Genomic DNA, 26375 nt, shown 5'->3' with positions numbered 1-26375 from the left:
GTCGCCTATCGGACCGTGTGCCGTGCCTTTCGTGGCAACGCGCCTGATCAGGCACTCGCGGCGGGCTCGGCCTCGGCCAGCGGGACGAGGCCCAGGTAGGTCAGCTTCTCCACGATCGCCTCGGCGGTGAAGGGCTTGATCACGTACTCGTGCGCGCCGGCCGCCAGCGCCCGCACGATCTGGCCGTGCTCGCTCTCGGTGGTGACCATCATGAGCGTCATCTGGCGCAGGTGCTTCTGCTTGCGCACCGCCATCACGAACTCCAGCCCGTTCATCTCGGGCATGTTCCAGTCGATGAGCGCGAGCGCCGGCTTGAGGTCGTCGTCCCAGATCTGGTCGAGCGCCTCCTTGCCGTTCGCGGCCTCGCGGACCTCGAAGCCGAGGGGCAGCAGGATCCGTTTCAGGATGCCCCTCATCGCGCGCGAGTCGTCAATGACCATGGCGAGCGTGTTGTCCATGCAGGCTCCTCCTCCGCGTGCATGATCGGCACGGCGGCGGGGCACCTGAGCAATCCGGCTACGGAGCCTTGCTGGTGCGCTTGAGCTGGATGGTGCTGATCTGGTTGGTCAGGCTCATCGCGACCGGGCCGCAGTTGACCTGCATCGGCGGGGGTACCCGGGCCTCCAGCTTGCCCTTGTAGTCCACGTGCCCGTTGCGGATGAACGTCTCGGTGCCGTCGGGCCGCGGCGAGGAGTAGGTCACCGTGCGGCCGTCGAACTTGAACGCGTACGAGATGAAGCCCTCGAAGATGTACTCGAACTGGGTCGAGCCGCTGCTCCCGCGCAGGTGCATGCCGTCGCCGTAGCTGAACGTGACCCGGCCGCTCTCGTTGTACCGCTGGTAGGCGCCGCTTCCCGTGAAGGGGAACGTGCCGGTGTTGACCACGGTGACCTGCTCGTTGTGCTGCTCCTCGAGGAACACGCCGAGGATGCAGGGCGTCGCCGAGGCGCTGGGCTGGGCGCCGGCCGAGCCGCTGGGTCCGGGGATGCCGCCGATCGCGCCGGTGGAGGTGGGCGTCGGGGTCGGGTCTTCTTCGGTGGCGGAGTAACTCGGCGCCACGATCGGGTTGGTACCCCCGGTCAGCCCCTGTTCCTGCGGCTTGTCGTCGCCGCCGGTGAACGCGTAGACGATCACGCCGCCGACGAGCAGCAGCGCCACGACGCCGAAGATGATGCCGGGGATCAGCAGCGGGTTGCGGTTCCGCGGCGCCGGTGCCATCGGAGGCGGCGGCGGGTAATAAGCGATCGGCTGCGCCGGATGAGCAACACCAGGCGCGCCCGGGTGCGCCGGCGGCGCGATCGGCTGCGCCGGATGGGCAACGCCAGGCGCGGGCGGCGGGCCCGGGTGCCCCGACGGCGCGATCGGCTGCGCGGGATGAGCAACGCCGGGTGCGCCCGGGTGCGCCGGCGGTGCGGGCGGCTGCGGGGGAAGCGGGGTGGCCGCTGCGCGGGGAAGGCGGCAGCCGAGGCACAGGCCGGCCGAGTCGACGCCCTCGGTTCCGCAACGTGGACAACGCACCGGCTCGCTCCCTCCGCCCATGGGCCAATGCTCCGTGGCGTCCACAGTGGAGGCAGCCCCGGCCAGGGTACGCGGTGCCGGCAAGCACGCAGGGCCCGTACAAATGGTGAGACCGGCATCCACGGGGGAAGACGCCGGTCTCGTTGAAAACTGTAGAGCGCTCCGCGCTTTTGCGCCACCCGTGGAAGCGGTCAATCCGCCGGAACCGGTTTCGGGTTTCGCATACGATCCGCGGCGCGTGCGCGGGGGCCGCGTGGGCGGGCGGTATCGTGTCGAGCCAAGCGTCGGTGGGAGGAGGCGGATGTCGACCCTGTTCGTCGTCGGGCTCGGCATCGTCGGCCTGGCGCTGCTCACCGTGGGGGCCGATCAGCTCGTCGTCGGCGCGGGCCGGCTGGCCACCGTGCTGCGGGTCGCGCCGGTGATCGTCGGCGTGGTCGTCATCGGGCTGGGCACGAGCGCGCCCGAGTTCGTCGTCTCCGGCACCGCCGCGGTGCGCGGGAACGCCGGCCTGGCGCTGGGCAACCTGGTCGGGTCGAACATCCTCAACGTGACGCTGATCCTGGGCATGGTCGCGCTCGTCTCGCCGGTGCTGGTCCGTTCGTCGGTGCCGGTCCGCGAGGCGCCGCTCATGGTCGCCGGGGTCAGCGTGTTCGGAGCGTTCGCCCTGGTCGGGTTGAAGTTCATCGCGGGTGTACTGCTGGCAGTCCTCAGCATCGGAGCGCTGGTGCTGCTCGTCAGGCTTTCTCGGGTACCGGCGGACGATCCTCTGCCTGAGGACGTGGCGGCGTTCGTGGAGCCCCCGCCCGCGCCCGGTCGCTGGTGGGTGGAGGCGGCCCGGTGCGCCGCCGGCCTGGCCGCGACCCTCGGCGGCGCCCAGCTGCTCGTGGCCAACGCGTCCACGCTCGCGCACCGCTGGGGGGTCAGCGACGCGGTGATCGGCTTCACGCTGGTCGCGGTGGGCACGTCGCTGCCGGAGCTGATGACCTCGGTGCAGGCACAGCGGCGGGGCTGGGGCGATCTGATGGTGGGCAACCTGCTGGGTTCCAACCTGTTCAACAGCCTCATCGGCGGCGCCGTCGTCGGGCTCGCGGCCGGCCGGGAGACCATCGCGCCGTTCGGGTTCGCGGCGGTCACCGCGATGGTGGTGGCCGGCATTCTCGCGTGGCTGCTGCTCAAACGGGGGAACCGCATCACCCGTCCGGAGGCTTGCGTGCTGTTGTGCGCCTACGGGCTCATGCTGCCGCTGTTGATCTCGGCCAACCCGTGACGTTTCCGGTTCGGTGACCCGGGTACTCGGGCTGAATGGGCGACGCAATGGTCCGGACCCACCAGTCCGGCGAGGTACCCGGCGGCACGGTCGTGGTGGAAGTGCTCGGCCCCCTCGAGGCGGCCACCGTGGGCGCGCTGCGCTCGGTCGTGTTGGACACCGTGGAGAGCTACCGCCCGCGCCTGCTCGCCATCGACCTGCGGCGGGTGCCGTTCATGGACTCGATCGGCATCGGCGCGCTGGTGGCGGCCAACAACAAGGTACGCGAGGTCGGCGGGGCCATCGAAGTGCGCAGCCCGTCGCCGTTCGTGCACCGGCTGCTGCAGATCACCGGCCTGACCGAGCTGTTCGGGCTGCCCGACCTGCCCGATGACGCCCCGGTGTCCGGGGCGCCGGTCGAGCTGGGCCGGGACGCTCGTTCATAGGCCTGGGTGGTCGTTCTTTGACCACCTTTGTCTGTTCGACCCCCTGTGTCTGTTAGACCCCCTGTGTCCAACAGACCCACTTTGTCCAACGGACGAGCTCCACTTTGTCCAAGAGTGCCGAAGGTCTTGGCGCTGTATGGGCGCCTTGGCACCGTTGGTTACCGCGTTATGTCCTGAAAAGCGGTGGGGGAGCTTCGCTCCACCCACACCCCCTCAAGACCGCACCGGGTCCCACCGTTAGTAGCGGTCCACTGTGATCGTTGAAACGCCGGCGGCGGCGTCTACGGTGTAGCGGTCGTTCGCTGTGTCCCAGCCGGTTGCGTTGAAGGTGGCGCCGGCGGTTATGCCGTTGTGCTCTTCGCCGTCGATTGCCACGCGGCCGGCCCCGCCGCCGGCTTTGACCTGGACCGGAGCCCCGTTCGGGGCGTGTACGCGCACGGCGCTCGCCCCGCCGTCGACGCGGACCGGGATCGTGCCGGCCGGCTTGGGCAGGGTCAGGTCTATGGCGGAGACGCCGCCTACGTACTCGACGCCGGCAAGGTGCTTGAGGTCGCGCAGGTCGGCGGTGTTGCTCTGGGAGCCGGCGGTGAAGCGGACCGTCCAGCGGACGTCGCGGTTGAGGCGGATGGTGACCGAGGCGTCGCCGCCGGTGACGTGGACCTCGATGCGGTCGTCGGTGTCGGTGACGCTCGGGGTCTGCGGGCTTTCCACCTTGTACAGGGTGTCGCCCAGGTCCGCCGCCTGCACCGTGACCGACGTCGTCCCGGTCACGAGGTCGAGCGTGGCGTGGTCGCGGCCGTGCACGTCGCCGGTGGCGGTGTGGGCCGTGCCCTCTGCCCGCTGACCGTTCATGCGCGGCCAGGCGAGGGCCGCCACGATCGCGAAGACGATGAGCGCGGCGAGGATGACCGCGCCGATGAGGTACACGGTGCGGGGCGGCGGTCCCGGTGTCTTCTCGTCAGGTCGCGTATCGAGGGCAGCCATGACGTCGTGGTCTCCCGACGGGAACCGGGGCAAACGCGCGCGGCGCGGAGTGCCCGAGACCGGGGCCGCCGCCACGGGGGAAGCGGCGGCCCCGGCAGTCCTCGGGTTGCAGGAAATGTACTCCGGGAACGACCGGTTGCACAGCCCCGAATCGTGCCGTCTTCCGATCTGTCCAATGTGGAGCCGGGCCGCGCATCCGTTGCCTGGCCACGGATTCCGCGGCGAATCATTTCGAAAGAATGTTGTCTGTTGCTAGGTAGCACGCATCCACGGACGACAATCATTCACGATGACAAGATCGCCGATGAATTGGAAGCGCTCCCAAGCGCGGTGAGGGGCTCAGGACAGCTGCGCCGCGCGGTGGCCCGCCTCGGCCGGGGTCAGCAGCTCGCCGTCCAGGATCACGGCCCAGAAGGCGTCCAGCGGGATGCGCTCGAACAGCGGCGAGCCGAGGCCCTCGAAGACGTCCTCCGGCACGAGTTTCAACGATGTGGTGACCACGATCGTGGGAACTGTGCGGGCCAGGTTCAGCGTCCCCTTGATGTTGAGCACCCGCGTCAGGCTGATCGCGTCGGCCCCGGCCAGCCCGGTGACGGGTTCCAGGCCTTCGGTGCCGGGCGCGTCGACGGTACCGGCGGGAAGGGCAGCGACGGCCGCCTTGACCAGGGCGCTGCTCGGCGCGGTGCGCACCCAGCCGCCGCGCTGTTCGAGGATGCGGGTGGCGAGGGCGACCGAGCGCTCGACGTCGCGGTCGAGCTGCTCGCGGATCGTGCGCAGGGCCGGACCCGGATCGGGGCTGTTGGCGGCGCGGGCGATGTGCCACATCGAGGCGTACCCGGGAAGGAGGCCGGGCAGCGGAGCCACCATCGCGCGCAGGGTCGCCGGATCGTGCACGAACTCGGCGAGCCCGTCCAGCACCTGCCGGGCCACCCCGGTCGCCCCCGAGGTGCGGTCCTGCACTGCCGCGGTCAACAGCGGCGACAACGTTGGCGCGCTCATGCCGGCTCCCGAATGCTCATTCGTCCAAAACGGACATCGACCCCAGACGGACCCATGTATGAGACAGCCGGGGTCGATCTCCGTCAAGTAGACAAACGAGCAAGAACCGCTCGGCGCTGCGGGTCTTTACCGAGCGGCAATCGGGGTGTAATCCCGCGAGCCGTAGCCGGTGTAGACCTGCCGCGGGCGACCGATCTTGGTCTCCGGGTCGTTGATCATCTCGCGCCACTGGGCGATCCAGCCGGGCAGCCGGCCGAGCGCGAAGAGCACGGTGAACATCGTGGTCGGGAAGCCCATGGCCTTGTAGATCAGGCCGGTGTAGAAGTCGACGTTCGGGTACAGCTTGCGGGAGACGAAGAAGTCGTCCGCCAGCGCGATCTCCTCGAGCTGCATGGCCAGGTCGAGCAGCGGGTCCGGGGTCGCCATCCGGCCGAGGACCTCCTGCGCCGCCTTCTTGACCAGCGCCGCGCGGGGGTCGTAGTTCTTGTACACGCGGTGGCCGAAGCCCATCAGGCGTACACCGGCCTCCTTGTTCTTGACCTTGCGCACGAAGGACTGGACGTCGCCGCCGTCGTTCTTGATGTCCTGCAGCATCTCCAGCACGGCCTGGTTGGCCCCGCCGTGCAGCGGCCCGAACAGCGCGTTGACGCCGGCCGAGACGGAGGCGAACAGGTTGGCCTGGCTGGAGCCGACCAGGCGCACGGTCGAGGTCGAGCAGTTCTGCTCGTGGTCGGCGTGCAGCAGCAGGAGCATGTCGAGCACCTTGACCATGACCGGGTCGATCTCGTACGGCGTGGCGGGGACGCCGAAGGTCATGCGCAGGAAGTTCTCGACGTAGCCGAGGGAGTTGTCGGGGTACAGCATGGGCTGCCCGATGGCCTTCTTGTACGCGTACGACGCGATGGTCGGCACCTTGGCCATCAGCCGGATGGTGGAGATCTCCACCTGCTCCTTGTCGAACGGGTTCAGGCTGTCCTGGTAGAACGTGGACAGCGCGCTGACCGCGGAGGACAGCACCGCCATGGGGTGCGCGTCGCGCGGGAAGCCGTCGAAGAAGCGGCGCATCTCCTCGTGCAGCAGCGTGTGGTGCTGGATGCGGTTGGTGAATTCCTCGAGCTGCGTCGCGCTCGGCAGCTCGCCGTGGATGAGCAGGTAGGAGCTCTCCAGGAAGGTCGAGCCCTCGGCCAGCTGCTCGATCGGGTATCCGCGGTAGCGCAGAATGCCTTCGTCGCCGTCGATGTAGGTGATCGACGAAACGCACGAGGCGGTGTTGACGAAGCCGGTGTCGAGGGTGACCTGACCGGTCTGCTTGAGCAGCGAACCGACTTCCAGCCCGCCCGGGCCCTCGGTCGCCTTGCGCAGCTTGAGCTCGAGCTCGCCGTCGGGGTATGTGATGTTGTACTCACTCATGCGCGTCGTTCCCGTCTCATCCCGCAGTCGGCTCCTGGCCGCGGCCGTCATTGCCCGCGACCGGCGCTTATGGCGCCTCCGCGCAGGATTACAGATGATCCCGCCCCACCTCCAGCCGGGGCGTGTCACTGCGATATTTCCTACTCGTGACATCCGGTCGCGCCTGAAAATCCATCGTCGCATCGCGGCAGCGGCCGGACCATCTTTCCTTTACGACGTTCCTATGGACTTTCCCTCAGGGCGCGCTGATCGGCTCCAGCGTCACCGTGTGGATACGGCGCGGATCGACATTGCGTTGCAGCAGCATGTTGCGCATGACGCCGACAGCCAGGGGGCTTCCGCTGAGATACACGTCGTGCGAGGTCCATTCGCCGAAGTCCACCACGACCTGGGGCAGTGAGCCGCTGGTGTACGGGTGGGCCGGCCCCCGCGCCACGACCGCGTGCACGAACGCGTGGGCGCACCGGGTCGCGTGCTCGCGCAGCGATTCAAGATCGTAGAGGTCCTCGCGGGTCGACACGCCCCAGAACAGGTGCACGACCCGCTCGTCGCCGCGCTCGGCGAGCTCGCTCAGCAGCGCCTTGATCGGCGTGACGTGTACGTCCTCGGCCACGATCAGCACCGAGCCGGGCCGGCCGGGCTCGATGACGAAGTCGCCCTCGGCCGCGTGCAGGCGGATCGGGTCGCCCACGCCCCCCTCGCGCACCAGGGCGCCGGTGGCCTTGTCGCCCGGCAGCGCCTGGACGTGGATCTCGATGTGGTGGTCCTCGGCCGGCGGGTCGCCGATCCAGCAGGCCCGCCACGCGCCGGGCACCGTGTGGCACTCGACGATCGCGCGCTGACCGGCGCGGAAGGGGTACGGGAGGTCGGTACCCACGGTCAACACGGCCACGTCGTCGCGGCGCCGGTCGTGGCCGAGGATCGTGCCGGTCCAGTAGGGCGTCTCGCCGTGGTGCAGCTGGGCGCCCTGCCGCAGCCAGCCGACCAGGAACTTCCAGGCGTCGCGCCAGGCGTTGGCGTCCTCGTCGGTCCAGGCCTCGCCGCGGGTGTCACGCGCGGCCGCGACCAGCGCGTCGCCGAACAGTTCGAGCTGGCGGGGCCGGGCGGCGATCAGCGCGTCGACCGCCGGCGCGATCCGGCCCAGGGCGGGCACGACGGCACTTGGCTGACTGAAGTGCTCGAGCAGCCAGGCGAGGCCACGCTCGGCCGCCGCCGGATCCGCGGCGACCGCGGTGTGAAGAACAGTGCGCTGTTCCGGTGGTACTTCCGACAGCCGCCGCACCACCCCGCTCACGTCCCCGAGCGAGTCGCGGAGCCGGGCCTTGAGCTGCGGCAGATAGCCCTGATCGCCCTCTTTCGGCCCGTCCAGGGGCCCGTCTTGTGCAAGACTGTCCTTTGGCTCAGGGGATTGCCGCCGTTGCGGCGTGTCTTGCTCTTTCGGCTTTTCGTCCCCCTGCTCGAGCCGCTGCCGCCACGACCACAGCACCGTGAGCGGCTCACCGCCGCTGCCCACGGGTCCGACCTGCGTCATGGTCCGATTTTATCCGGATAAATCCGCATTACGGCCGGTACCAAAAATGTCGCACCCTACTCGTAGAGTGCCGTCATGTCGTTGGATCTGCTGGAGCTCCTCCCCGCCGGCTGGCGTGACGTGATGAAGCCGCACCTCGACCTCGAGGTCGTGCAGCGCCTCCAGGCGTTCGTGGCCGACGAGTACGCGGCCGGCCCGGTCTACCCGCCGCTGCCCGACCTGTTCACCGCGTTCCGGCTGTGCCCGCCGGACCAGGCTCGGGTGCTCATCCTGGGCCAGGACCCGTATTTCAAGGAGGGCCAGGCGCACGGCCTGAGCTTCTCGGTGCGGCCGGGTGTGTCGGTGCCGCCGTCGCTGCGCAACGTGTACAAGGAGATGCGCGAGGACCTGGGCGTGACCCCGCCCGCCAACGGCGACCTGACCCCGTGGGCGGCCGACGGGGTGCTGCTGCTCAACGCGGTGCTGACGGTGCGCGCCGGCAAGGCCGCCTCGCACGCGGGCAAGGGCTGGGAGCACTTCACCGACGCGGCGATCCAGGCGCTCAACGCCTTCGACCGGCGGGTGGTGTTCGTGCTCTGGGGCGGCTACGCGCGGAAGAAGGCCGTGCTGGTCACCAACCCGCAGCACGTGGTCATCGAGGCCGGCCACCCGTCGCCGATGAACCCGGCGGGTTTCCTGGGGTCGAAGCCGTTCAGCAAGGTCAACGCCGCCCTGGAGGAGGCCGGCCTGCCGCCGGTGCACTGGGTCCCGGACCAGCCGTGACTGTCGGCGGGGATGAGCGGCGGCGCCTTCCGGGGCTGGAGGGCCCGTTGTGGCGTGCGCTGCTCGTCTTCCGCTTCGCGGCGCTCGGGTATGCCGCGGTGCTGATGGTCAACAACTTCCGCGAGTACGCGTGGCCGGTCGGGGGCTGGCTCATCATCGCGGTGATGACCGTGTGGACGGCGGTGAGCAGCCTCGCCTATGCGCGGCCCGAGCGGCGGGGCTGGCCCCTGCTCGTCGCCGATCTCGCGGTCGCGGCGGCCTGCCTGCTCGCCTCCCGCTGGATCGTGAACCCGTCCGGCCTCGGCGTCGGCTCCCCCACGCTGCCGATGGCCTGGGTGGCGGGCCCGGTCGTGGCCTGGGCCATCTCCGGCGGCCGGCGGCGCGGTGCGATCGCCGCCATTCTGCTCAGCGTGGCCGACGTGATCGTGCGCAACGGCTTCAGCCAGGCCACCGCCAACGGGCCGGTCCTCATGATCCTGGTCGGCATCGGCGTCGGGCACATCGCCCGCCTGGCCATCGACTCCGAGGCCCGCCTGCAGCGCGCCATCGAGCTGGAGGCGGCCACCCGCGAGCGCGACCGGCTGGCCCGCGGCATTCACGACTCGGTTCTGCAGGTCCTGGCCCTGGTCCAGCGGCGCGGCACCGAACTCGGCGGCGAGGCGGCGGAACTGGGCCGGCTGGCCGGCGAGCAGGAGTCGGTGCTGCGCTCGCTGGTCGCCGCCAACTCCCCCGTTCCCGCGACGGCGCCCGCGGTCGCCGTGATCGACCTGCGCCCCCTGCTCAACGCATACGGCTCGGCCGCCGTGACCATCGCCGCCCCCGCCACCCCGGTCCTGCTGCCGGCCTCGGTCGCGGCCGAGGTGGCGGCCGCGGTCGGCGCGGCCCTCGACAACGTGGAACGGCACGCGGGCGAGCGGGCGCGGGCCTGGATCCTCCTGGAAGAGCTCGACGACCGGGTCACGGTGTCAGTACGCGACGACGGCACCGGCATCCCCGACGGCCGCCTCGCCGAGGCCGAGCGCGACGGACGGCTCGGCGTCGCCCAGTCCATCCGCGGCCGCATCCGGGACGTGGGCGGCTCGGTGACGGTGACCTCGACCCGCGGCAACGGCACCGAGGTCGAACTCACCGTTCCACGCTGACCCGAAGCCCCCACACCACGCCCGCCGCAAAGCCTCCATACCGGAAACGACGCCTTCGCCGAAAAACTCGTTCGCCGGATGGGGGTATTCGCGCCGCACGGAGATGCCGCCGCAGAATCCGAAGACGCGGCAACGGCAGTCAGGCAGTCATGGGAGCGCCACGCACAATCTCACGCTCGGAACGAAACGCGGCGGACCACCGCACGCATGAGAAACGGCGGGCAGGAATTGCCGAGCGCGGAAACGGCCGCCGGCAGGAGTTGTCGAGCGCGTAATCGGCGGCGGGCAGGCGTTGTCGAGCGCGAAAACGGCGGCGGGCAAGCCTTGTCGGGCGCGGAAACGGCGGCGGGCAGGCGTTGCCGGGCGCGGAAACGGTACCGAGCCGGAACGTTCGGTGGTCGTGGCATTGATTAGGCTGCTCATGTGGACGACGGGTCGAAGCTGCGGGTGATGGTGGTCGATGACCATCCGATGTGGCGCGAGGGGGTGGCCCGGGATCTGGCCGAGGCCGGGTACGAGGTCGTCGCCGCCGTCGGGGAAGGTGCGCAGGCGGTGCGGATTGCCGGGTCGGTGCGGCCCGCGGTGGTGGTGCTCGATCTGCAGCTGCCCGACCGGTCCGGGGTCGAGGTCATTCAAGGGGTGCTCGCGTCGTGTCCCGAGGCGCGGATTCTCATGTTGTCCGCCAGCGGGGAGCAGCAGGACGTTCTCGATGCGGTGAAGGCCGGCGCGACCGGCTATCTCGTGAAGTCCGCGGCCCGGGAGGAGTTCCTGGCCGCCGTGCGGCGGACGGCGCAGGGGGACCCCGTGTTCACGCCGGGGCTGGCGGGGCTGGTGCTCGGGGAGTTCCGGCGGCTCGCCAGTGTCACGCGGGCCGAGGACCCCGACGCGCCGCGGCTCACCGAGCGGGAGACCGAGGTGTTGCGGCTGGTGGCGAAGGGCGTGACGTACCGGGAGATCGCCGAACGGCTGGTGCTCTCACACCGCACGGTGCAGAACCACGTGCAGAACACGCTCGGCAAGCTGCAGCTGCACAGCCGGGTGGACCTGGTGCGCTACGCGATCGAGCGGGGCCTCGACGCCTAGACGGCCATGATGTCCAGCAGATAGTGGCCGAGGACGACCTTGGCGGTGAGGTCGAGTACGAGTACCAGAAAAACGTTGGCGCGCTCGCAGTTGACCAGGACGTGCTGGAGGTTGCGCTGGGGCATGTGCCACGCGTAGGTGACGGTGCCCTCGGAGAAGTCATGCCCCTGCAGGTCGGCGCGCGGTATCCGGTCGAAGTAGGGCCAGAAGTCGAACGGCGGCTCGTCGTCCGGCCCGATCTGCACCGGTTCCGGCTCCATGGTCGCCCTGTACTCGTCCTCGCTCAGCAACCGCATCACGACAGCATGCCCCGTCGCGCCCGGGACAGAAAGCGCGGGTACTCAGCCCCGGTTGAGTAGCAACGCCGATTCGCCTCGTGCCCTTGCTGCCGCATGCTGATCGCCATGGTGAGCTATCCGTGCCCGTTCTGCGGCGCACCGGCCGACCCCGACGCCGGTTGCCGCGGCTGTGGGCGCCCGCCCTTCCCCGACGCCGCCGAGGTCCTGCGCCTCAACGCCCGCCTGCACGATCTGCACACCGAAACCGAGGCGGCCCGCAAGCGCTTCGGCTCGGCCGTGCTCGCCTACAACGCGGCCGTCTCCCAGCGCAACATCGTCGCCGCGCGGGTCAAGGCCGCAGTTCTCGCTTCGGGTGTACTCCCTGTGCCCCCTCCAACACCGCCCCGTCCCACCGGCACCGCACCGCCACCCCCGACCCCAGGCACAACGCCGCCTGCCCCGGCCTCGGCCCCGGGCGCCCCGATCTCACCGGTCCCGACACCAGCCGTCCCGACCCCACCGCACGGCACGCCGCCGAACGAGTGGACCTCGCCGCAGGGCACCACCCCGGCCGCACCGGTACCGACGACGGGCCCAATGCCGAGCGTGGCGTTGCCGCAGGGCGTGGCGTTGCGGCCGGGCACGACGTCACCGCCGAACGTGCCGGTGCTGCCGGGCGGGACGGGCGCGGTGCCGGTCGGGCGTTCTGAAGCGTCGACCCGGACCGTGCAGAACGTGCTGTTCGTGCTCGGCGGGCTGCTGCTCGGCGCGGCCGCGATCGTGTTCACCGCGGTGGCGTGGGCCAGCTTCGGCGTGCTGGGGCGGGCGACCATCCTCGCGGTGGTCACGCTGCTCACCCTCGCCGTGCCGCCGCTGGTCATGCGCCGCGGCCTGCGGGCGACGGCCGAAACGTTCGCCGCCCTCGGTCTGCTGCTGGTCGTGCTCGACGGGTACGCCGCCTGGTACGTCAACCTCGCCGGCCTCGCCCGCGCCACCATCCCGACCACGTACGCCGGGATCACGTTCGCGGTGACGGCGGCCATCGCCGGCGGGTACGCGGCGCTGACCGGGCTGCGCGCCCCACGGCTGGCGGCGGTGATCGCGATCCAGCCGGTACTGCCGCTGCTGGCCCTCCACCGCGGCTTCGGCGCGACCGGCTGGACCCTGGTCTTCGTGTGCGTGGCGGCCATCGCGCTGCTGCTGGCCCGGACCGTCGAACCGGTCGCCTGGGCCGCGGCGGGCGCGGCGGCGCTGGCCACCCTCCCGCCGGCGCTGCACGCGCTGGCCACGGTCGGCGACGTACCGGCCGCGCTGCGCATTGTCGGCGTGCTGGTCGTGCTGGCCGCCCTGGTCGTCACCGCCGGCGCGATGCACCCGCGAACGGCGAACCTGGGCGCGGGGGTCGCGACGGGGATCATCACACTCGGCGTGGCGCGGCTGGTGGCCGAGGTGTTTCCCCAGCAGCGGTACGCCGCCTTCGCCGTCCTCATCCTGCTCCTCGCCGCCGCCACCCGGCTGACCCCGCAGCGCTTCCGGGCCGGGGCGCGAATCGGCGCACTCGTCATGACGGTGGGGTTCGCCCTGCCCTATGCCGCGTTCGCCGGCCTCGCCGCCGCCCGGACCGCCGTGCACGCCCTGCCCTTCTGGAACGCCACCCCGCCCGCAGCCGGGCGGCCCCTCTTCGGCTGGCAGGAACCGGCCGCCCTGGTCCTCCTGGCCGCCGCGGTCTGGCTCCTGACCCGCCACTGGAGTGGATCGGTCCCGACCCGGGCGATCCTGGTGGTGACCCTCGCGCTCGTGGCGTTCGCGACGCCCGGGGCGATCGGCAGCGGCGCGGATCCGGCGCTGGCCTGCCTGTTCGACGCCGTGGCGCTCGCTATCCTGGCCGCCTTGCCGTCCCGGGTCGCGCCGGCGGCGATGCCGTTCGTGGCGGTGCACCTGGCGGTGGCCGGGCTGGTGTCGCCGGTGGTGACGCTGGCCGCGTACGCGGTGCTCGGGCTGGTCGCCGCCGCCGTCGCGTTGCGCGCCTCGACCCGCGGGCCCGGGCTGGCGGCGGCCACGGTGGCGTTGCTGAGCCTGCCGGTCCTGGGTGCGGCCGCCGCACAGCAGCTCTCCGCCGGCACCCCACTCGCGGGCGCCGCGGCGGGCCTGGCTCTGGTGACGGTGGCCGCGCTGGCGTTGCGCGACCGGGCCTGGAACGCCGGGACGCCCGCCACCGCGATCACCGGGGCCGGCGTGGCGATCGCGGCCGTGGCCGAGACGAGCGCGAACGGCGGATCGACCTGGTTCGGCACCTACGCGGCGGCCGCTCTGCTCTGCACCTGGTTCGCCGCCCGCGCCTTCGCCCCGACCTTCGCCCCGGACAACGCCCCGGACAGCGCCCTGGCCGGGAATGGCACCCCGCTTGAACAAGGCGCAACTGCGACCGGCGACGCGCGGGATGAGGACGGCCGGGATGTACCGGAGACGGCTAAATGGCGGGTGTCGGACGGGGCGGCGCACGGCGGGCATGCGGCGCCGGCCGTCGTTCCGGCTGTGCTCGCGCTGATCTCGGTGCTGCCCGCCGTCCTTGAAGTGCTGCTCCGCCCCCTCGCGTGGGTCGGCGCGATCTGGACCGGCGCGCCCGGCGGGGTGGGCCTGGGACCAGAAGAGTCCGCCTGGTGGGAGGACCAGCCGGCGGCGTTCGGGCCCGCGGCCGCGGCCGTGACGCTCGCGGTGCTGGCCGGGCTCGCGGTGCTCGTGGCCGGCCGCTTCGGGTTGGCCCGGTGGAGTCTCGCCGCTCCGCCCGCGTTGTTCGCCGCCGGGCTCGGGTGTGTCGCCGTCGGGGCGCCGTGGCCGGTCGTGCCCGCCGTCACGCTCGCGGCCGGGATGGTGACCGCGCTCGGGGCGGCCCTTCGCAAGCCCTCGTCCGGGTCGGTGGTTGCCGCCGTGACCTGCTGGTTCGGGATCGTCCCGGGGCTGGCCGGGCTGCTGGCCACCGCCTGGACGACGCTGGCCGCGCTCCGGGGCGGTCGTCGTCGTGGCCGTCGTGGCCGGAGTTGCCGGACGCACGGCCGTGGCCCGGGCGATCGCCTGGCCGCTCGGTGGGATCGCGCTGGGCTGGCTCGCCTTCGCGGCCGGGCGGGCGGCGGACCTGCCGCTGACCGCGACCGCCTACGTGGTACTCGCGGCCGCGGCCCTCGGGCTCGGTGGCGGCTTCCTGCTCCGCGCTTCGCGCTCGCCTGCTGCCACGAGCGGGACCCGATCCTCAAAGAGCGATCGCACGATCGAAGGGCGGCTGCTCGACGCCGTTGCGCACGCTGTTGCCGTTGTCGCGTTCTTCCTGGCCATCGGGGACCTGGGCGGTGCGGCCGGGGTCGCCGCGCTGTGGGGAGTCGGGCTCGGGCTCCGGGCGGTCGGTGGGCCCGCGCGGCTCGCGTACACGGTGGCGGCGGTCGGGGCCGAGGTTGTGGCGTACGAGCTGATGTTGGTGGCCGAGGGCATCGGGGTGACCGAGGCCTACACCGCGCCCGCCGGGCTCGCCGCGCTCGTCGTCGGGTGGTTCGCGGCCCGGCGGAACCCGAGTCTCGGCAGCTGGACGGCGTTCGGGCCGGGGCTGCTCGCCGGGATGCTGCCCAGCCTCGCGCTGGTGCTGGTGACGCCGGGCGATCCGGGGCGGCGGCTGCTGCTCGGGATCGGGGCCGTCGCGGTGGTACTCGCCGGGGCCCGTTTCCGGCTCAAGGCGCCCATCGTCGCCGGCGGGCTGGTGCTCGCCGTCCTCGCCTGGCATGAGGTCGTCGTCTACTGGGACCTGCTGCCCCGCTGGGCGCCACTCGCGGTGGCCGGGGCGCTGCTCGTGGGGCTGGCCGTGACGTACGAGCGACGCCTCCGCGACCTGCACCGCCTCCGGGACGCGATGGGCCGGATGCGATAGCACCCGCGCAACGCCTCCGGGACGCGATGGGCCGGATGCGATAGCACCCGGCCCGGGACAACGGCCTCAGACGGTGACGATCGTGGAGAAGCTGCGAGCGCGCTCCGCGGCCGAGAGGATGTGCACCACCGAAGCGCCGAACGCGGCGTCGCAGGCGTGGCGGTTGCCGGTCGCGACCACGTCCAGCAGCGCGTTCACCGCGTTGCCGAACGCCTCGACCTGGGTCGCGTTCCACTCGGGCAGCGTGGTGGCGCCGTGTTCGCCGAAGTACGAGAAGCCGAAGCTCGTCGCGTCCGGGGCCGCGTCCAGGGTCAGCGACAGCGTGCTCGCCGCGCCGCCCTCGTGCCTGAGCAGCAGGTGGGCGGTGTCGCGCGGGCCCTCGGCGGCGGAGAGGTCGACGACCGGGCCGAGCAGCGGCAGGATCACCGACAGGGCGTGCGGGCCCAGGTCCCACAGGCCGCCGTGCTGCTTGCGCCAGACCGAGCCCGAATAGGGGTTTCCGGGCTGGAAGATCGACGTGTACATGGTGCCGTGGGCCGCGTACCAGCCGCCGAGCTCGGCGTTGGCGGTCAGGAACTGCTCGATCGACGGGACGAAGCGGTTGGTGAAGAAGACCACCGTGGCGACCCCGGCCGCGTCGGCGGCGGCGACGACCTCGTCGGCCGCGGCCGGGTCGAGGGCGAGGGGCTTGTCGAGCAGCAGGTGCTTGCCGGCCTTGGCGGCGCGGACGGCAAGGTCGGCCTGCACGTCCGGCGGGACGGCGATCGCGACCGCGTCGACGTCGGCGAGCAGGGCGTCGAGGTCGGTGTGGCCGGGGACGCCGTAGCGGGAGGCCATGTCGGCCACCTTGTCGGGGCTGCGGCCCCAGACGCCCGCGAGCGTCGCCGAAGGGTGAGTCGCCAGCGCGGCCGCCTGCGTGACCGTCGCCCAATGTCCCGTGCCCAGCACACCGAATCGCATCGGACCATTCTTCCCTACGCGGCGGGCGGCACCCTCACGGGTTGTGGTGATCGATCCAATCGTCGATCTTGGCCCACCACTCGTACAGCCATTCGACGCGCTCCTCGCGCCCGCGCGGGATCTCCGACGGTTCGACCGACCACCAGCGCATGGTGATCGTCAGGTCCAGCGGCAGCTGCGACCAGAGGTCACCCACGGTGAGCAGTTTGTCCAGTCCGGTGTGGGCCACCCAGATCACGCCGGCCTCGGGCGCCGCGTCCAGGGCGGCCAGGGTGCCGCCGGGGCGCGGGGCCAGCACGTGCCGCATCCGCTCGGCCCGCTCGGCCATGGAGGTGAGGCCCAGGTCGCGCAGCCGCTTGATGGCCCGTTCGCGGCGGCTGGGGGTGAAGTTGCCGCCCTCCGGGAAGAGCACGAGCACGTCGTTCTCGTCGAGGCCGGTGGAGAGCTCGCCGATGCGCTCCTCGCTGTCGGCGCCGTACGTGACGAAGTGGTTCGGCAGCCGGTTCAGCATCACGTCGATGACCGGGTCCCACTGCAGCGTCTGCTTGAGCACGATCCGCGGCTCGCGGTCGAACCAGTTGATCAGCGAGTGGACCAGCAGGAACGAGTCGCCGGGGCCGGCGTGCCGGCAGAAGACGAGCTCGGGCTGGCCGGGGGCGGCGACGTCGGGGTCCGTACCGACGACGGAGACCTTCACGCCGAGGGCCCAGCGCGCCTGGTGGTACAAGATCCGCAGAAACGTGCCGGTGAGGACGTAATGGGCGCGCTGGAACCGCGGGCCGCGCAGCCGCCAGCCGAAGCCGCTGCCGACCCACAGCGCGAACAGCACGACGAGCGCGACGACCTCCAGGAAGAGGTACACCGCGAGCATCCACGAGACCCGCAGCGCCCGCAGCCGCCCGGAGCCCAGCGGGCCCAGGACGCCGGCGATGAGCAGCCAGACCGGCATGGTGACCAGCAGCGCCGTGATGACGACCAGGAGGATCGGGGTCAGCACGAGGCGGCGGATCCAGCGGGGCGGCATCTAGGCCAGACCCTCGAGGTAGGCGCAGGTCGCCTCGTAGGCGCGCTCGATCCGGCCGCGGGCGGCGGCGAAGTTGCGGTACGACAGCGGCGAGTCGTCCTTCGCGGAGCCACCGCCGGTGGGCAGCACGTGCACCGCCACGTCCTCGGGCGCCTCCTGCAGCTCGCGGGCGAAGCGGTGCCGGCGGGCGACCTCGAAGGCGACCTGGGCCACGTCCCACGGACGGCGGGGCGGGCGCAGGGGCCGCTCGATCCGCCCGACCTGCATCACGAAGACGGTCCGGGCGCCGAGGGCGACCGCGTGGCCGACGGGCACCGAGTTGACGATGCCGCCGTCGATGAAATGCTCCTGCCCCAGGTGTACCGGCGGCAGGAGCCCCGGCACCGCCGACGAGGCGAGCACGGCGTCGATCAGCGGGCCCGACGAGAACCAGTGCTCGGCGGCCCGCTCGATGCTGGCGGCGCAGCAGTGGAACGGCACCGCCAGGTCCTCGAAGCGGGTGTCGGCCCCGAGCTCGCGCTCGAGGGTGCGCCGCAGCGGGCCGGGCGAGTGCAGGTGGGTCCGGCGGGCGAAGCGGCCGATCTGGCGGGGCAGCGAGTCGCCGTACACGGCGCGGGCCTGCGGCGAGGCCCACAGCTCGGTGAGCCGGTCGGCGACCTGCTCGTCCGGGCTGGCGGCGACGGCGGCGCCGTTGATCGCCCCGATCGAGGTGCCGAGCACGAAGTCGGGGCGGATGCCGTGGTGCAGCACGGCGCGGACCATCCCCACCTCGTACGCCCCGAGCACCCCGCCGCCCCCGAACACGAAGCCGACGGGGCCGGTCGTGTCAGGCATGCCGCCCGCGGCGGGCGCGCTGGTTGGCCGTCGGGTTCGTCTGCACGTACGCCGGCGGGGTCTGCCCCGGCAGGCGCTGGCTCTGGTTCGGGTTGGGGTTGTTCTGGTTGGGGTTGTTCGGGTCGAACGGGTTGTTGGGGTCGCCGGGGCCGCCCGGGCCGCCGTTGGGGTCGCCGCCCGGGGGCGGGCCGACCGGGCCGGCCGGCGGGCGGGCCTTCTCCGCCGGGGCGTCGACGTTCTCGGTGATCGCGGGCAGCTCGGTGTCCGGCGGGCGCATGGCCAGGCGCAGGTCGCAGGCGGTGTCGTTGAGCGTGAAGCCGCTCGGCGGCAGCGGCGGGTTGCCGGCCCCGCCGTGGCCCAGGATGCCGAAGGTGACCGCCTTGCCGGGCGGGAGCGGGCTCTGGCCGTTGATCCGCTGGCCGCCGATGCCGGGCTCGTAGGAGCCGACGCCCTCGACATGGTCGATCTGCTGGCCTCCTCGGAAGATGAAGACCAGCTGCCAGGGGTCGAGCGTGCGGTTGCCGATGTTGGCAACGGTAACGCGCGCCTCGAAGCCCTTGTCCACTCCGGCCGTGTACACGGGGTGGATGTAGAAGTCGACGTTGCAGGCGGGCTTGGGCGCCCACGGCTTCCAGATGATCATTCCGGTCGTGGCGCCGGCCGCGGCGAGGGTGGCCACCACCGCGACCCAGGTGCGCCGGGCGGTCCGGCTGGCGGCGGCCCGGTGCTGACTGCCTCCGGGGCGCCGCGCCGGTAACTCGGGGCGCCGCGGCGGGAGGTCCTCGTTGGCCGGCGGCGCGTGCACCTCCTGGGTGGAGGAGGCGTCCTGGCCGGGCAGCACGATGTGGATGCCGGTGGCGCCGGCCAGGACCCGGGCCACCTCGGCCGCGGGCGGGCGGACGTCGGGGTCCTTGGCCAGGCACCGGGTGATGAGCTTGGCCACGTCGCCGGGCATGCCGGGGATCTCCGGCAGCGGGTGCGGCGGCTCGTACACGTGGTTGGCGATCATCTGCGTCGGCGTGTCCGCGTGCCAGGGCAGGCGGTCGGTGAGGCAGCGGTACACGAGCAGCCCGACGGTGTACACGTCGGTGGCCGAGACCACCCCGCCGCCGAGCAGGCGCTCCGGGGCCAGGTAGGCCGGGGTGCCGAAGACGGTGCCGTCGCGCTCGTCGTCGGGGTCGTAGGAGCCGGCCAGGCCGGCCACGCCGAAGTCGAGGATCTTGGCTCCGGCCGAGGTCAGCATGACGTTGCTCGGCTTGATGTCGCGGTGGACGATGCCCTTCTCGTGCGCGGCGGCCAGCCCGGCGGCGACCTGCGCGCAGATCTGGGTGGCCCGGCGCCAGGACATGGGACCGGAGCGGAGCCGGTCGGAGAGCAGCTCGCCCTCGAGGAGCTCCATCACGACGTACGGGCGGCGGCCGTTGCGCCCCGCCGAGACGTCCCCGGCCTCGCCGTAGTCGTGCACGGCGGTGATGTTGGGGTGCTGCAGGCGGGCCACGACCTGGGCCTCGGAGCGGATCCGCTCGCGGTTGCCGGCCTTGCTGGCGAGCTCACCGGCGAGCAGCTTCACGGCGACGTCGCGGTCGAGCACGAGGTCACGGGCGCGCCAGACCACGGCCATACCGCCGGTGCCGACGGGTGCGATCAGCCGATATCTGTTGCCGAGGACCTCGTCGGCGCTGCCGCTCAACCCAGTTGCCGTCCTGATCGATTCCGGTCGCTGTTCCTGGCAAACCGTACCGGGGATGGAACGCCCTGGCGAGACCCAAAATGTGACCGACCCCGGCAAATGTGGATGCCGGGGTCAGTCAGAAAAATGATGTATCAAACGAGCAGGTCGGAACTCAGAAGGTTACCGTCCGGTACGACGATCTGGGGGCGCCCGTGCTCCAGGATGGCGGCCGCCTGCTTGGCCGCGAAGCCGGGGGCCTCGGAGATCGCGGTGCCGTACACGTCGGCCGTGTCGCCGGCGATGGTCGACCAGCCGTAGCGCTCGCTGACCATGGAGCGGGCCTGCTTGGCGACCCGGCGAGCGAACGGCTCGTCCTCCAGCAGGGTGCCGACCGAGGCGGCGAGCGCGTCGGGGCTCTTGGCCGGGAAGGTCACGCCGGTCACGCCGGGCTCGACGATCTCGGCCAGGCCGCCGGTCGCGGCCACCGCGAGCGGCGCACCGGCCGAGGCGCCCTCCAGCGCGACCATGCCGAACGGCTCGTAGATGCTCGGCACGACGAGGGCGTCGGTGGCGGCCATGAGCGCGGGCAGCTCACCCTCGCCCATGAACCCGGCGAAGGAGACGGCCCGCTGCAGCCGCAGCCGGCGCACCTCCTCCAGCAGCTCGCCCTTGTGCGGGCCGTCGCCGGCGATGACCACGCGCAGCCCGTTGTGCCGGGCCCGCAGCTCGGGCAGGGCCGCGATGAGGTCCTGCACGCCCTTCTCGTAGACCAGGCGGCCGGCGTACCCCAGCAGGGGCCCCTCCCCCGCGAACCGCGCGCGGGCCGCGTTGACCGCCCGCGACGGCGCCCGCCAGACGCTCGCGTCCACGCCGTTGGCGACCACCGACACCCGGGCCGGGGCGAGGTCGAGCAGGCGCGTGACCTCCCAGCGCATGTACTCGGAGCAGACGATGACCCGGCAGGCCTCGTGCCCGAGCCACCACTCCACGGAGTGGATGCACTTGTTCATCTCGTCGGGCAGCCAGCCCTGGTGCCGGCCGGCCTCGGTGGCGTGGATGGTCGCCACCAGCGGCAGGTCGAGGCTCTCCTTGAGGGTGACCGCGGTGTGCGTGACGAGCCAGTCGTGGGCGTGGATGACGTCGTACTCACCCGTGGCCGCGGCCCGCAGCGCGGCCCGGGTCAGCGTGTGGTTGAACGCCATCGTCCAGGCCAGCAGGGTCGACGTGGACAGCGGGAACAGCGGCGGGTCCTCGGCCGCGCGCACGATGCGCACGCCCTCGGAGTACTCCTCCAGGGGTGCGCCCGGCGCGTGCCGGGTCACGACCGTCACCTCGTTGCCCGCCTCGACCAGCGACGTGGCCAGCGCGTGGACGTGCCGCCCGAGCCCGCCGACCACCACCGGCGGGTATTCCCACGACAGCATCAGAATGCGCAAGGGTCGTCGTCTTCCGGTCCGGATGGTCTCGCTCACGTGGCCGCCCCCACAGATTGTTGATCAAACGCTCGCCCAGATACCCACGCGCAGCACGGCGTACACACGCGATTTCTCCCCCGCGTGTGAGCTGTTGGGTGGGCTTGAGACTCATCCTGCCTGGCGAGGGTTACCAGAGCGGCAAATCTCATTTCTGGGGTGTAACGGTCAGCCGACATTCCTTCGAACGCGGAGCACCTCCGCGACCGACCAGGCCTGGAACGGACATCCCGTGGCCCGGTGCGGAGCGTCCCCGTCGGCGGTCTCGGAGACCGAACCTACACCCCACTCCCACAGATGCGCTTCGATACCATCCAGTAGCGCACCGTGATTTTTCGCAGATCGAGCCAGATGGGCATCCACGTATGGGCCGATCATCCAGGGCCACACGGTGCCCTGGTGGTAGGCCGCGTCGCGCTGGGCCGGGCCGCCCGCGTGCACCCCGGCGTAGCCCGCTTCCCCTACCGCCAAACTGCGTGGCCCAAGCGGCGTGAACAGGGCGGACAGCTCTACCGGCACGGGCCGGTCGCGCATCGGGCCGTACGGAAGACTCCACGCCAGCAGCTGGTTGGGCCGCAGGGCCGGGTCGTCCCCGTCGGGGCCGTCGACGACGTCGAACAAGGGCCTTGCATCCTGCACGCCCGTTGCGGAGTGCAACGGCGGCGCGATCGGGAAGCGGCGCTCGAAGCTCGCCCGCGCCTTCTCCAGCAGGGCCGCGATCGGGCCGGCGTCGCGGCCGACCCGCGCGTTGAGAGCGGCCAGCCCGGCCAGCCCGTTGATCCACAACGCGTTCACCTCGACCGGCTTGCCGGCCCGGGGTGTGATCGGGATCTCCCCTACCCGGGCGTCCATCCAGGTGAGCGCGACGCCCGGGGCGCCCTGGGTGATCAGGCCGTCGCCGTCGGCCCGGATGCCGTAGCGGGTGCCCCGCAGGTGGGCGGCGACCACCCCGTCGAGGGCCGGGAGCAGCTCGGCCGCGAGGTCGTCGTCGCCGGTACCGCTGACATGCCGCTCGACCGCGTGCAGGAACCAGAGCGTGGCGTCGACCGTGTTGTGCTCCGTCTGGCCGGTGTCCGCCGTGTTGGCGAGCATCCCGTCGTCGAGCGTCGCCGCGTACGCGCGCAGCAGCTCCCGGCCCTCGTCGTACCAGCCGGTGGCGAGGAACAGTCCCTCGTACGAGGTCATCGTGTCCCGCGACCAGGTACCGAACCACGGGTACCCCGCCACCACGTCCGGAGCGACCCCTGACGAAGGACTCGATGCGCCGGCGACGACGAAGGCGTCTGCTGCCAGTACAAGTGCCGCATCTGTCTTGTCGGCGGCGTCGTGGGTGAGCGCGCGGTTGCGCAGCCGGGCCCGGTCGATGATCCGCTGCGCGCCCCGCTGGGCGTCGTCGGTCCCGGCCCAGGCCTCGACCTCGATCGCCTCGCCCGGCTCCAGGCGGGCGGTGAACCGGCCCGCGCACCACAGGTCCTCCTGGGCCGTCAGCCCACGGTCGGACTCGAGGCGCGCCCAGGCCCCGCGGTACCACTGGCCGATCTTCTGGAAATCCGGCCCGGCGAGCCGGAAGGCGCCCTCGATCACGGCTCCGGCCTCGTGCGCCTCGACGTGCGGCGCCGGCCCGGCGGCGGTCCGCTCCCCGTGCGCGTCGCGCCAGGTGACCAGGGCCTTGAGGTGCAGGTCGACCGGGCCGGGGGCGCTGATCACCCGGTGCACGATCCCGAGGTGCCCGCGGCCGTGGACCATCGCCAGCTCGCGCTCGATCACGATCGGGCCGATCCGCCAGCGCCACCGGGGCAGGCCGTCGACCAGCTCGAAGCGCTCCAGCAGGGTGTGGCCCGCCGGGCTGACCGCGCCGCCGGCCCACTCGTGCACGGCGAGCTCGGTCTCCGCGCCGGACGGCAGGGTGAGCACCGGGTCGAGGGCGGCGAGGGCCAGGTGCCGCCGGGCCGGTCGGCCGGGCTCGGCCAGGACGAGCAGCCCGTGGTACCGCCGGGTCCGCAGTCCCGGGACGGTGCCCATCGCGTAGCCACCGGTGCCATCCGGGACAAGCCACTCACGAGTCCCACCGAGCGTCAAATCACCACATACCTGCGTGCCGTACACCACCATGCGCACAATCTTGGTGGCTCCGGGTGGCACCCGACCGAGCGACCCCCGCAAAATTATTGATCAAGGGGGGTTGTGGTGTAGGAACAAATGCCACCTATTGGCCTGATTGGTCGGGTCTCAACTTGACCGAAACATGAACAACGGAGAATAGCCGCGTGATCGAGGACGATGGGAACGCCGAGCGCCGACGGCTGGCCGAAGCCGACAGCGGGGAGCGCCCATGGCGGGGGTGGGGGCCCTACCTGTCCGAGCGGGCCTGGGGCACGGTCCGCGAGGACTACAGCGCCTACGGCAACGCCTGGGACTACTTCCCCCACGACCAGGCGCGTTCCCGCACGTACCGGTGGAACGAGGACGGGATGGCGGGCATCTGCGACGACCGCCAGACGTTCTGCTTCGCCCTCGCGCTGTGGAACGGCAAGGACTCGATCCTCAAGGAGCGGATGTTCGGCCTCGGCGGCGACCTGGGCAACCACGGCGAGGACGTCAAGGAGTACTGGTGGTACACCGACTCCACCCCGACGCACTCCTGGATGTCGTGGCGCTACCACTACCCGCAGGAGGCGTTCCCGTACGACGACCTGGTCGCCGAGAACAACCGGCGCGGGCGGCACGACCCCGAGTACGAGCTGGTCGACACCGGCATCTTCGACGAGGACCGGTACTGGGCGGTCGAGGTCGACTACGCCAAGGCCGGCCCGACCGACATGTGCGTGCTCATCCGGGTCCGCAACATGGGGCCCGAAGCCGCCGAGCTGCACATCCTGCCGACCCTGTGGTTCCGCAACACCTGGGCCTGGGGGCTGCCCGGCCGGGACTACCGCCCGGAGATCCGCGCCAAGGACAGCGGCCTGCTCGCCGAGCACCGCCTGCTCGGCCGCCTGGCGCTGACCGGCGACGGCAAGCCGCGCGCGCTGTTCTGCAACAACGAGACCAACGGGCCGCGGATCTGGGGGAAGGCCGGCGAGGAGTACCCCAAGGACGGCATCGGCGACCACATCATCCACGGCACCGACAGCGTGAACCCGGACAGCGTCGGCACCAAGGCGGCGCTGCACTACGCGGTCACCGTGGCCCCCGGCGGCACGCACGAGATCCGGCTGCGGCTCAACCTCAACGCGCCCGGGGCCAAGGACCTCGCCCCGGCCGACCTCAAGGCCGACTTCGAGTCGACGATGACCCGCCGCCGGGCCGAGGCCGACGAGTACTTCGACACGCTCGTCCCGTCCGGCGCCACGGCCGAGGAGAAGATGATCGTCCGGCAGGCCGTGGCCGGGCTCATGTGGGGCAAGCAGTTCTTCCACTTCGACGTGGCCCGCTGGCTGCAGGGCGACCCGGTCTCGGAGCCGCCCCCGGACAGCCGGCGGTACGGTCGCAACTCCCACTGGTGGCACATGAACAGCTGCGACGTGCTGTCCATGCCCGACCCGTGGGAGTACCCGTGGTACGCCGCCTGGGACCTCGCGTTCCACTGCGTCGCGATCGCCCGCGTCGACCCCGGGTTCGCCAAGGAGCAACTGCTGCTGCTTCTGCGCGAGTGGTACATGCATCCCAACGGGCAGATCCCGGCGTACGAGTGGGCGTTCGGCGACGTGAACCCGCCGGTGCACGCCTGGGCCGCGCTGCGGGTGTTCGTCCTGGACGGCTCGCGCGACTTCGACTTCCTGGCCCGGGTGCTGCACAAGCTGCTGCTGAACTTCACCTGGTGGGTCAACCGCAAGGACGCCGAGGGCAACAACGTCTTCGAGGGCGGCTTCCTCGGCCTGGACAACGTCGGCCCGTTCGACCGCTCGGCCGCGCTGCCGGTCGGCGGGCGGCTCGAACAGAGCGACGGCACCGCCTGGATGGCGATGTACGCGCTGAACCTCCTCGACATGTCGCTCACCCTCGCCGTGCACGACCGCGTCTACGAGGACATCGCGGCGAAGTTCCTGGAGCATTTCGCGTACATCGCCGACGCCGCCTACGAGTTCGGCCTGTGGGACGAGGAGGAGGCCTTCTTCTACGACGTCCTGCGCACCGCCGACGGCCACCAGATCCCGCTCAAGGTCCGCTCGGTGGTCGGCCTGCTGCCACTGACGGCGACCACGATCATCAGCTCGTCGACCCTGCGCCGGCTGCCCGACGTGGCCGCCCGGCTGCGCTGGTTCCTGACCAACAAGCCGGAGTACGGCGACGTGGTCGGAGCCAAGAAGAGCCGCGGCGGGCAGCAGCTGCGCCTGCTGTCGATGGTCGGCCCGGACCAGCTCATCCGCATCCTCCAGCGAATGCTCGACGAGGAGGAGTTCCTCTCGCCGTACGGCTTGCGGACGCTGTCGCGGGCGCACAAGGAGGAGCCGTTCACGGTCCACCTGGGCGACCACGAGTACACCGTCGGCTACGAGCCTGGGGAATCCACCAGCGGCCTGTTCGGGGGCAACTCGAACTGGCGCGGCCCGATCTGGCTGCCCGTGAACTACATCCTGATCGAGGCGGTCCGCCGCTTCGCCGAGTTCTTCGGCGACGACCTGCAGGTGGAGTACCCGGCGAAGAGCGGCCGCATGGCGACGCTGGCCACGGTGGCGGACGACCTCTCCCGGCGGCTGGTCAAGCTGTTCATGAACGATGCCGACGGGCGGCGGCCGTTCTTCGGGGACGTGGAGCTGTTCCAGCGGCCGGATGGGGCTTGGCACGATCTGCTGCTGTTCTACGAGTACTTCCACGGCGACACGGGGGCGGGGCTGGGCGCGGCGCACCAGACGGGGTGGACGGCGCTCGTGCTGGATCTGATCCTGACCTTGCGCACTCCCCCGCCGGATCCGCGGCCCTGAAACCGACATGCCGGGCTCCTCGGGCCGGGACATGCGCGGGGCGCCTCGGGCTGGTGCATGCGCGGGGCACTGAAACCGACATGTCGGGCGCTCCGCGCCACGACATGCTCGGATTTATCCCCCGACAGGGTATAAATCGGATAAGTCGCGGTGCGAAGCGTCCGACTTATCCGGATTAA

General features: G+C 71.6%; 22 protein-coding genes. 7 read left to right on the top strand and 15 right to left on the bottom strand.

The window, feature by feature from the left end:
• Nucleotides 1–47 precede the first annotated feature (47 nt).
• A complete protein-coding gene (locus ACQP00_RS10820; RefSeq protein WP_433217853.1) occupies nucleotides 48–458 on the bottom strand; it encodes a response regulator in 411 nt (136 codons plus the stop codon).
• A 58-nt stretch (nucleotides 459–516) separates the two neighbouring features.
• Entirely contained in the window at nucleotides 517–1218 is a 702-nt protein-coding gene (locus tag ACQP00_RS10815) for a hypothetical protein (RefSeq protein WP_433217851.1), read from the bottom strand.
• 601 nt (nucleotides 1219–1819) lie between these two features.
• Between ACQP00_RS10815 and ACQP00_RS10810 the strand changes: the two genes are divergently transcribed.
• Both ACQP00_RS10810 and ACQP00_RS10805 read left to right on the top strand, forming a co-directional pair.
• Entirely contained in the window at nucleotides 1820–2785 is a 966-nt protein-coding gene (locus tag ACQP00_RS10810; protein ID WP_433217849.1) for a sodium:calcium antiporter, read from the top strand.
• Nucleotides 2786–2820: 35 nt separating this feature from the next.
• Entirely contained in the window at nucleotides 2821–3210 is a 390-nt protein-coding gene (locus tag ACQP00_RS10805) for an STAS domain-containing protein (protein ID WP_433217847.1), read from the top strand.
• 237 nt (nucleotides 3211–3447) lie between these two features.
• Here the strand turns inward: ACQP00_RS10805 and ACQP00_RS10800 are convergent, their stop codons facing one another.
• The 4 genes from ACQP00_RS10800 to ACQP00_RS10785 form a co-directional block, all read right to left on the bottom strand.
• Nucleotides 3448–4194 carry a hypothetical protein gene (locus ACQP00_RS10800; protein WP_433217845.1) on the bottom strand — a complete coding sequence of 249 codons (747 nt, stop codon included), beginning with the start codon at nucleotides 4192–4194 and terminating at the stop codon, nucleotides 3448–3450.
• A 339-nt stretch (nucleotides 4195–4533) separates the two neighbouring features.
• On the bottom strand, nucleotides 4534–5193 hold the full coding sequence (locus ACQP00_RS10795) for a hypothetical protein (RefSeq protein ID WP_433217843.1): 660 nt from the start codon (nucleotides 5191–5193) through the stop codon (nucleotides 4534–4536).
• A gap of 126 nt (nucleotides 5194–5319) precedes the next feature.
• Entirely contained in the window at nucleotides 5320–6603 is a 1284-nt protein-coding gene (locus ACQP00_RS10790; RefSeq protein ID WP_433217841.1) for a citrate synthase, read from the bottom strand.
• A gap of 235 nt (nucleotides 6604–6838) precedes the next feature.
• A complete protein-coding gene (locus ACQP00_RS10785) occupies nucleotides 6839–8134 on the bottom strand; it encodes a hypothetical protein (protein WP_433217839.1) in 1296 nt (431 codons plus the stop codon).
• 75 nt (nucleotides 8135–8209) lie between these two features.
• Here ACQP00_RS10785 and ung point away from each other — a divergent pair, with 75 nt between their 5' ends.
• The 3 genes from ung to ACQP00_RS10770 all read left to right on the top strand — a co-directional run bounded on the left by ung (nucleotide 8210) and on the right by ACQP00_RS10770 (nucleotide 11121).
• Nucleotides 8210–8896: a uracil-DNA glycosylase gene (gene ung / locus ACQP00_RS10780; RefSeq protein WP_433058402.1), complete on the top strand. Its 687-nt coding sequence runs from the start codon at nucleotides 8210–8212 to the stop codon at nucleotides 8894–8896.
• Complete coding sequence (gene macS / locus ACQP00_RS10775; RefSeq protein WP_433217837.1) at nucleotides 8893–10038, top strand: MacS family sensor histidine kinase; 1146 nt, start codon at nucleotides 8893–8895, stop codon at nucleotides 10036–10038. The genes ung and macS overlap by 4 nt, the downstream gene beginning before the upstream one ends.
• Before the next feature lie 450 nt (nucleotides 10039–10488).
• Nucleotides 10489–11121, top strand: a complete 633-nt coding sequence (locus ACQP00_RS10770) for a response regulator (protein ID WP_433223803.1) — start codon at nucleotides 10489–10491, stop codon at nucleotides 11119–11121.
• On the opposite strand, the gene ACQP00_RS10765 is transcribed toward ACQP00_RS10770, so the two are convergent.
• The 3 genes from ACQP00_RS10765 to ACQP00_RS10755 all read right to left on the bottom strand — a co-directional run bounded on the left by ACQP00_RS10765 (nucleotide 11118) and on the right by ACQP00_RS10755 (nucleotide 13693).
• A complete protein-coding gene (locus ACQP00_RS10765) occupies nucleotides 11118–11417 on the bottom strand; it encodes a hypothetical protein (RefSeq protein WP_433217835.1) in 300 nt (99 codons plus the stop codon). The two genes, ACQP00_RS10770 and ACQP00_RS10765, sit on opposite strands and share 4 nt — an antisense overlap.
• 287 nt (nucleotides 11418–11704) lie before the next feature.
• Nucleotides 11705–12757: a hypothetical protein gene (locus tag ACQP00_RS10760; RefSeq protein WP_433217833.1), complete on the bottom strand. Its 1053-nt coding sequence runs from the start codon at nucleotides 12755–12757 to the stop codon at nucleotides 11705–11707.
• A gap of 228 nt (nucleotides 12758–12985) precedes the next feature.
• Entirely contained in the window at nucleotides 12986–13693 is a 708-nt protein-coding gene (locus tag ACQP00_RS10755) for a hypothetical protein (RefSeq protein WP_433217831.1), read from the bottom strand.
• Between the two features lie 725 nt (nucleotides 13694–14418).
• Between ACQP00_RS10755 and ACQP00_RS10750 the strand changes: the two genes are divergently transcribed.
• The gene (locus tag ACQP00_RS10750; RefSeq protein ID WP_433217829.1) at nucleotides 14419–15312 is read left to right on the top strand and encodes an SCO7613 C-terminal domain-containing membrane protein; all 894 of its coding nucleotides are present in this window, start codon (nucleotides 14419–14421) and stop codon (nucleotides 15310–15312) included.
• Between the two features lie 66 nt (nucleotides 15313–15378).
• Here the strand turns inward: ACQP00_RS10750 and ACQP00_RS10745 are convergent, their stop codons facing one another.
• The 6 genes from ACQP00_RS10745 to ACQP00_RS10720 all read right to left on the bottom strand — a co-directional run bounded on the left by ACQP00_RS10745 (nucleotide 15379) and on the right by ACQP00_RS10720 (nucleotide 23386).
• Complete coding sequence (locus tag ACQP00_RS10745; RefSeq protein WP_433217827.1) at nucleotides 15379–16272, bottom strand: Gfo/Idh/MocA family protein; 894 nt, start codon at nucleotides 16270–16272, stop codon at nucleotides 15379–15381.
• Nucleotides 16273–16306: 34 nt separating this feature from the next.
• On the bottom strand, nucleotides 16307–17296 hold the full coding sequence (locus tag ACQP00_RS10740) for a 1-acyl-sn-glycerol-3-phosphate acyltransferase (RefSeq protein WP_433217825.1): 990 nt from the start codon (nucleotides 17294–17296) through the stop codon (nucleotides 16307–16309).
• Complete coding sequence (locus tag ACQP00_RS10735) at nucleotides 17297–18130, bottom strand: patatin-like phospholipase family protein (protein WP_433217823.1); 834 nt, start codon at nucleotides 18128–18130, stop codon at nucleotides 17297–17299.
• Nucleotides 18123–19820, bottom strand: a complete 1698-nt coding sequence (locus ACQP00_RS10730; protein ID WP_433217821.1) for a serine/threonine-protein kinase — start codon at nucleotides 19818–19820, stop codon at nucleotides 18123–18125. The genes ACQP00_RS10735 and ACQP00_RS10730 overlap by 8 nt, the downstream gene beginning before the upstream one ends.
• A 134-nt stretch (nucleotides 19821–19954) precedes the next feature.
• Complete coding sequence (locus ACQP00_RS10725; RefSeq protein WP_433223801.1) at nucleotides 19955–21226, bottom strand: glycosyltransferase family 4 protein; 1272 nt, start codon at nucleotides 21224–21226, stop codon at nucleotides 19955–19957.
• Between the two features lie 216 nt (nucleotides 21227–21442).
• Nucleotides 21443–23386 carry an amylo-alpha-1,6-glucosidase gene (locus ACQP00_RS10720; RefSeq protein WP_433217819.1) on the bottom strand — a complete coding sequence of 648 codons (1944 nt, stop codon included), beginning with the start codon at nucleotides 23384–23386 and terminating at the stop codon, nucleotides 21443–21445.
• Between the two features lie 155 nt (nucleotides 23387–23541).
• On the opposite strand from ACQP00_RS10720, the gene ACQP00_RS10715 reads away from it, so the two are divergent.
• The gene (locus tag ACQP00_RS10715; protein WP_433217817.1) at nucleotides 23542–26196 is read left to right on the top strand and encodes an MGH1-like glycoside hydrolase domain-containing protein; all 2655 of its coding nucleotides are present in this window, start codon (nucleotides 23542–23544) and stop codon (nucleotides 26194–26196) included.
• Nucleotides 26197–26375 lie beyond the last annotated feature (179 nt).

The organism is Dactylosporangium sp. CS-047395 (assembly GCF_050942185.1).
Lineage (GTDB): Bacteria > Actinomycetota > Actinomycetes > Mycobacteriales > Micromonosporaceae > Dactylosporangium.
Note: the sequence above shows the minus strand (reverse complement) of the source record. Positions and strands in the feature narration are given on the sequence as shown.